Here is a 6442-nt window from a genome sequence, read left to right as displayed (position 1 = left end):
GCGACCGTCCGCTTCCCCATCTCATTCGCTGCACGCATCACACGTATCGCGATCTCTCCTCGGTTCGCTATCAATATCTTGCTGAACGTCGTCATTTGAGTTGCTCCTTGGGAACGTGTTGTCGGACGGGTGAGCCGTAGCTGTGCCTGATTGCACAAATGCCTGAGCTTGCCGCAATTTGGCGGATTTATCGGCAGGTACATTCTGATTGGCAATCAAGAAAACCGAATTGAGCACAAAAAATCGCTATTTTTATGTCAGCAATGCTTACCAAAATGACAAGTTTGCAAAATTAGCTAAAGGTTTCCCGAAACTTTGCAGTCATTGTAAAGCCATTGATGCTAAAGGATTCGTCCGGTTTTCGTTGGATTCGCAACAAAGGCATGATGGGTCAGTATTGCTGACTTAACCTTGAGCCTTCCGCAAAAGTCGGGCCGAAAGCTGCTCAAATCGCTGTGTTCCGATCTGCCCCATGTTCAATTTCATATCATCTGACAAGATGTGCATCAGGTGGTCAGGGCCGCGTGCGCCAAGTGCCCCGACGGCGTAATGCCACGCACGTCCAAGCATGACAAAATTTGCCCCCAAAGCCAGCGCTCGCAACACGTCCATTCCAGAGGCAATGCCGCTGTCGAAGATCAGCGGAAAATCCGGACCGACTGCAGACCGGATCGCGGGCAGTGCATCAATAGAGGCGGGGCCGGGCTCAAATTGGCGGGCGGTGTGATTTGAGACCCAGATCGCGTCGACGCCGGTTGTGGTCAGGCGCTTGGCGGCGACGGGACACATCACACCTTTGACAATGAAATCTCCCTGCCATTCATCCCGCAGCATCGCCAAAGTATCCCAATCCGGCGCTCCGCGAATAATGTGGCCTGCATGCGCAAGAGAGGATCGGGCTTGGGACGTATCGACATAGCTTTCGGGCAGTCGCAATCTGGGTGATCCGGTTTGCAACGTTCCAAGCGCCCAACGTGGATGCGTCATGACTTCCCAGATCACACGCGGCGTGATTTTGGGGGGTAGTGTCAGCTTGGCGCGGCGCTGGCGTTCGCGGCGGCTGTCATCGGGAACGTCTACAGTTAGGATGAGTTTGGTAAATCCGGCGTCACGGGCGCGGCGCAACATGTCCCGGCGAATGTCGGGATCTGACGGGCAATAGAGTTGAAACCAGCCCATGTCGCCCGCAATTGGCCCGATTTCCTCGGGCAGGCGGGTCGCGACGGTGGACAGGCCATAAGGAATGCGGGCCTTGGCGGCAAAGCCGGCCAGATATCGTTCGGCACCGGGCCACATCACACCGGCCATTCCCACCGGTGCAATTCCGAAAGGACGGCTATAGGTTTGGCCCATAAATTCTGTCTCGAACTGCGGATCAATTGGCCCCTTCAATATGTCGGGCATGAACATCACGGCGTCTAGCGCATCGCGATTGCGCTTGGCCTGAAGCTCCTCTCCGGTGCTGCTATCAAGGTATTCAAAGGCAAAATGTGGAACCCGGCGGCGTGCGCGCAACCGAAGGTCCGAGATAGCGGGGTATGAGAGGTCCAAATCCATGCGGTATTTGTGGTCAGAAAGGCGGGGCTGTCCAGTGCCGACGATGATGAAGGTGGAATTCATCCAATTTTAAATGATTTTGTCAAAACTGGAGAGGCATCACGAATCTGAGGAAACCGGCCATGAAATGTTTGATCGTAGATACACAGGCTGATCGGTTGGATGACAGCATGATTGGCTTTTTGGATGCTGGATTGCAGGTCATGGGGACCAGCAGTTTGCAAGTTGCCCAAGCCTATGTGCGGCGATCGGAGATTGACGTTCTGGTTTTCGATCAAAGCCTGCGGAGCAGCCCTCAAATTCAATTGGTCCGTGCCGCCGAAGTGCGTAACACAGGGTTGATCACGCTGGTGATTTCCTCGGATGTTGCGCGAGAGGCCGACATTCTGACACAGGCGTATCCGTCAGTTCACTGTATTTTGGGAGAGGACGTTGACCCGCGCCTTGTGGCCAAACTGGCACTTGCTTCTCTCGCAGAGAAGACTGAGACAGCACACTCAAAGCGCACGCTTACTCAGCGGCAGGTTCATCCGATGTCGGCTCCGGTCTTTCACTCTGCACGGGCCGAGGTTCGGGCCGCATAGGTTTGGCGCATAAAATCACAGCGAACATAGTGCGAACACCGCTTCCCATCCGGGTCTGTGTTCTGTAAACTCACTGTCATGAGCAGTTTTGATGAGATGGACGCCTTTGAAGGCGCGTCGCTGTCCGCCCGTGCTATGATGGCGCGTCCGGCCCCCTATCTGGATGAGCTGAACCCAGCGCAACGCCAGGCTGTTGAAACTTTGGACGGGCCGGTGCTGATGCTGGCCGGGGCCGGAACAGGCAAGACCAAAGCCTTGACCGCCCGAATTGTTCATCTCATGAACACTGGCCGCGCCCGTCCGAACGAAATTTTGGCGGTGACCTTCACCAACAAGGCCGCCCGCGAGATGAAAAACCGGGTTGGACGCATGTTGGGCGAAACGGTTGAGGGGATGCCATGGCTTGGTACCTTCCATTCAATTTGTGTGAAATTGCTACGGCGTCACGCAGAACTGATTTCGGCTGAAGACCAAGACGGGGTGGTCGAAGGCCGTCCCAATCTGCATCTGAAATCCAACTTTACGATTTTGGACACCGACGACCAACTGCGCTTGCTCAAACAATTGATCCGCGCCGAAGGGATTGATGACAAACGCTGGCCTGCGCGGCAGCTGGCGTCGATCATTGATGGTTGGAAAAACCGTGCGCTGACACCTGATCGTATTCCGTCAGCGGATGCGGGGGCATACAACTACCGTGGCCCTGAACTCTACGACCAATACCAGCGCCGCTTGTTGGAATTGAACGCGGTCGATTTCGGCGACCTATTGCTACATGTCGTGACGATTTTCCAGCAACATCCTGATATCTTGCGGAAATATCAAAACTGGTTCCGCTATATCATGGTAGACGAATACCAAGATACCAACGTGGCCCAGTATTTGTGGTTGCGTTTGCTGGCGCAAGGTCACCGGAACATCTGTTGTGTGGGGGACGATGATCAATCGATCTATGGGTGGCGCGGCGCTGAGGTGGGCAACATCTTGCGCTTTGAAAAGGATTTCGAGGGCGCTCATGTCGTCCGGCTAGAGCAAAACTATCGCTCGACCCCGCATATTCTGGCTGCGGCCTCTGGTGTGATTCGGGGCAATTCCAATCGTTTGGGCAAAGAGCTTTGGACCGCGGAAGAGCAGGGCGAAAAGGTCCGGTTGATTGGTCACTGGGATGGTGAAGAAGAAGCGCGCTGGATCGGGGATGAAATCGAATCTCTACAGAGGGGCACGCGCGGACTACGCGCTATCTCGCCGGATCAAATGGCGATTTTGGTGCGGGCTTCGCATCAGATGCGGGCCTTTGAGGATCGGTTTTTGACGATTGGTTTGCCATATCGCGTCATCGGCGGTCCACGGTTTTACGAGCGGATGGAGATCCGCGATGCCATGGCCTATTTCCGTATCGTGACCTCCCCAGATGATGATCTGGCGTTTGAGCGGATCGTGAACACGCCCAAGCGCGGGCTTGGGGATAAGGCGCAGCAGACAATGCAGCGCGTTGCACGTGAAAACGGTGTGTCTTTACTGGATGGCGCGTCATTGGCGGTTGAGCAGGGGCTGATCAAGGGCAAAGGGGCCAAAGCGCTGGGTGAATTGGTCGTCAATATCGCCCGTTGGGGGCGGATGACCCGCGCGACTGTTGCTGTCGAAACGGATGGTGTTGTCGATGATTTGGCCCAACCTTTGCAGCGACAATCCGAGGTCAGCAATCTGGAACTGGCGGAATTCATTCTGGATGAAAGTGGCTATACAGCCATGTGGCAGAATGACAAAACACCAGAGGCACCGGGGCGGCTTGAAAACCTCAAAGAACTGGTCAAAGCGCTGGAGAATTTTGAGAACCTGCAAGGGTTTTTGGAACATGTGTCGTTGGTTATGGACAACGAACAAGACGATGGCGGGGCCAAGGTCAGTATCATGACTTTGCACGGGGCCAAGGGCCTTGAATTCCCAGCCGTCTTTTTGCCAGGATGGGAAGATGGTTTGTTTCCGTCTCAGCGTTCCATGGACGAAAGCGGTGTGAAAGGGCTCGAGGAAGAGCGGCGGTTGGCCTATGTTGGCATCACCCGAGCAGAAGAATTGTGTACAATTTCTTTTGCAGGCAATCGAAGGGTTTTCGGGCAGTGGCAGAGCCAGCTTCCCTCCCGCTTTGTTGATGAGCTGCCAGAAGAGCATGTCGAGATCCTGACACCTCCGGGCCTATACGGCGGCGGTTATGGCGCGGCGGCTCCGTCGGGCATGTCTTCGGGTATCGAAACCCGCGCGGCAGAGGCGAATGTCTATAATTCGCCGGGATGGAAACGCTTGCAAGCACGCAGTGCAGAACGGCCGGTTAGCCAACCCAAGGAAACGCGGAACACGGTGATCGACATGCAAGCCGTGGCGGCGTTTATGATCGGGGAACGTGTGTTTCACCAAAAATTTGGCTATGGCGCTGTTGTTGGTGTTGAAGGCGACAAGGTTGAGATCGAGTTTGAGAAAGCAGGCATTAAAAAGGTGGTGTCGCGATTTATCGTGTCTGCTGACGCTGCGGATGATGTTCCGTTTTAGGCGGGCGCGATTTTTCGACGAAAAATCGGTCACTGAACTTTACAAAGCAATGCACTAGAAAACGGGCAGGGGCGCATCTTCTTTGGGTTGGTCCATGACGATCTGGCTGTGCACCCGTGCGACAACGGGATGCGCCAATAGAACGTCATGGATCAGGCGATTGAGGGCGGCAAGATCGGGGCACCAAACGCGCAATAGATAGTCCGCCTCTCCGGTCATTGTCCAAACCGATGTGATTTCAGCCCTCGTGCGCATGAGGCGCGAAAAATTGGTGCTTTGTTCTGGTCCATGGCTGGCCAGTTGGACCTGTACAAATGCCTGAACACTCAGGCCCAATTGTGCGGGATCAAGACGGGCGCGATACCCCAAAATGATTTTGTTTTCTTCCAAACGCTGGCGTCGACGGTTCGCTTGGCTGGGCGACAAGTTGAGCGCTTCGCCCAGTTCTTGAGCTGTGGCTTGGCCGTTTTTTTGCAGCAACGACAAAAGAGTGATATCAGTGGATTCAAGGTTCATGCGAGTATTTAGCGCAAAGTTCTTCGATTCCGCAAGATTGGCGCATATTATTTGGAATATGAAATCACAATGCGCAAATCTCGCGCTGCCGAAAAGCTACATTGCCTGTAGAACTTTTACAGGAGGAAACGCCATGGGCCCGTTCCCGCATGACGCACCGCAATCCACGATAAGCCAAGACAACCCTGCCGGAACCGACGGGTTTGAATTCGTTGAGTTCGCTCATCCCAACCCGCAAGAGCTGCGCGATTTGTTTGCTTCAATGGGATATGAGCATGTCGCAACCCATAAAACCATGGCGGTCGAGCTATGGCAGCAGGGCGATATCACCTATGTGATCAACGCCGAACAGGGCAGCTTTGCCGCTCGTTTTGTAGAGGAGCATGGTCCCTGTGCCCCGTCTATGGCGTGGCGGGTTGCCGATGCGCAAAAAGCGTTTGATCATGCGGTAGCACAGGGCGCGGAACCCTATGAAAGCAATGACAAAACTGTGGATTGGCCAGCGATCAAAGGCATCGGTGGCAGCTTGCTCTATTTCACCGATCAGTACTATGACACCTCGCCCTACAATCAGGAATTCGAATGGATCGCTGAATCCAAGCCGCGCGGAGTAGGGTTCTACTATCTCGATCACCTGACCCACAATGTGTTCAAGGGTAACATGGACAAATGGTTTGCGTTCTATGGCAACCTGTTCAATTTCAAAGAAATCCGTTTCTTTGACATCGAGGGAAAATTCACAGGTTTGCGGTCTCGTGCTTTGACCTCACCTTGTGGCCGTATCCGCATTCCAATCAACGAGGATCGCGGCGAGACAGGGCAAATCGTGGCCTATCTCAAGAAATACAACGGCGAGGGCATTCAACACATCGCTGTTGGGTCAAAGGACATCTATCAGTCAACGGATGTCATTTCCGGCAATGGCATCAAGTTTATGCCGGGTCCGAATGAAGCTTATTATGATCTGTCCTATGACCGTGTGGTTGGCCATGACGAACCTAAGGCCAAGATGATGAAACATGGCATCTTGATCGACGGAGAAGGGGTTGATGATGGGGGCGAGACAAAAATCCTGTTGCAAATTTTCTCGAAGACAGTGATTGGACCGATCTTTTTCGAGTTCATTCAGCGCAAAGGGGATGACGGTTTTGGTGAGGGCAACTTCAAAGCGCTGTTCGAATCCATTGAGCGTGAGCAGATCGAAAGCGGAGAGTTGAGCGCCGCGGAATAAAGCGCAAGAT

Annotated in this window: 6 protein-coding genes; 3 read left to right on the top strand and 3 right to left on the bottom strand. The window is 53.9% G+C overall.

The window, feature by feature from the left end:
• On the bottom strand, nt 1-95 hold a 95-nt coding region (locus tag C8N36_RS24870; RefSeq protein ID WP_146227677.1), incomplete at its 3' end, for a biotin carboxylase N-terminal domain-containing protein.
• A gap of 310 nt (nt 96-405) precedes the next feature.
• Nucleotides 406-1557: an alpha-hydroxy acid oxidase gene (locus C8N36_RS11990; protein WP_097804679.1), complete on the bottom strand. Its 1152-nt coding sequence runs from the start codon at nt 1555-1557 to the stop codon at nt 406-408.
• Between the two features lie 122 nt (nt 1558-1679).
• Between C8N36_RS11990 and C8N36_RS11985 the strand changes: the two genes are divergently transcribed.
• Nucleotides 1680-2141, top strand: coding sequence for a hypothetical protein (locus tag C8N36_RS11985; protein ID WP_097804475.1), 462 nt, complete (start codon nt 1680-1682; stop codon nt 2139-2141).
• Nucleotides 2142-2219: 78 nt separating this feature from the next.
• Nucleotides 2220-4685: an ATP-dependent helicase gene (locus C8N36_RS11980; RefSeq protein WP_097804476.1), complete on the top strand. Its 2466-nt coding sequence runs from the start codon at nt 2220-2222 to the stop codon at nt 4683-4685.
• Between the two features lie 54 nt (nt 4686-4739).
• Here the strand turns inward: C8N36_RS11980 and C8N36_RS11975 are convergent, their stop codons facing one another.
• Complete coding sequence (locus C8N36_RS11975) at nt 4740-5201, bottom strand: Lrp/AsnC family transcriptional regulator (RefSeq protein ID WP_097804477.1); 462 nt, start codon at nt 5199-5201, stop codon at nt 4740-4742.
• A 133-nt stretch (nt 5202-5334) separates the two neighbouring features.
• Here C8N36_RS11975 and hppD point away from each other — a divergent pair, with 133 nt between their 5' ends.
• The gene (gene hppD, locus C8N36_RS11970) at nt 5335-6432 is read left to right on the top strand and encodes a 4-hydroxyphenylpyruvate dioxygenase (RefSeq protein WP_097804478.1); all 1098 of its coding nucleotides are present in this window, start codon (nt 5335-5337) and stop codon (nt 6430-6432) included.
• Nucleotides 6433-6442 lie beyond the last annotated feature (10 nt).

The organism is Pelagimonas varians (assembly GCF_003208435.1).
GTDB lineage: Bacteria > Pseudomonadota > Alphaproteobacteria > Rhodobacterales > Rhodobacteraceae > Pelagimonas > Pelagimonas varians.
The sequence above is the reverse complement of the archived record's forward strand: the minus strand, read 5'-3'. Positions and strand labels throughout refer to the sequence as shown.

Coding starts and splice junctions, on each gene's coding strand:
- hppD (WP_097804478.1), top strand. CDS start 5,335: ATGGGCCCGTTCCCGCATGACGCACCGCAATCCACGATAAGCCAAGAC.
- C8N36_RS11985 (WP_097804475.1), top strand. CDS start 1,680: ATGAAATGTTTGATCGTAGATACACAGGCTGATCGGTTGGATGACAGC.
- C8N36_RS11980 (WP_097804476.1), top strand. CDS start 2,220: ATGAGCAGTTTTGATGAGATGGACGCCTTTGAAGGCGCGTCGCTGTCC.
- C8N36_RS11990 (WP_097804679.1), bottom strand. CDS start 1,557: ATGGATTTGGACCTCTCATACCCCGCTATCTCGGACCTTCGGTTGCGC.
- C8N36_RS11975 (WP_097804477.1), bottom strand. CDS start 5,201: ATGAACCTTGAATCCACTGATATCACTCTTTTGTCGTTGCTGCAAAAA.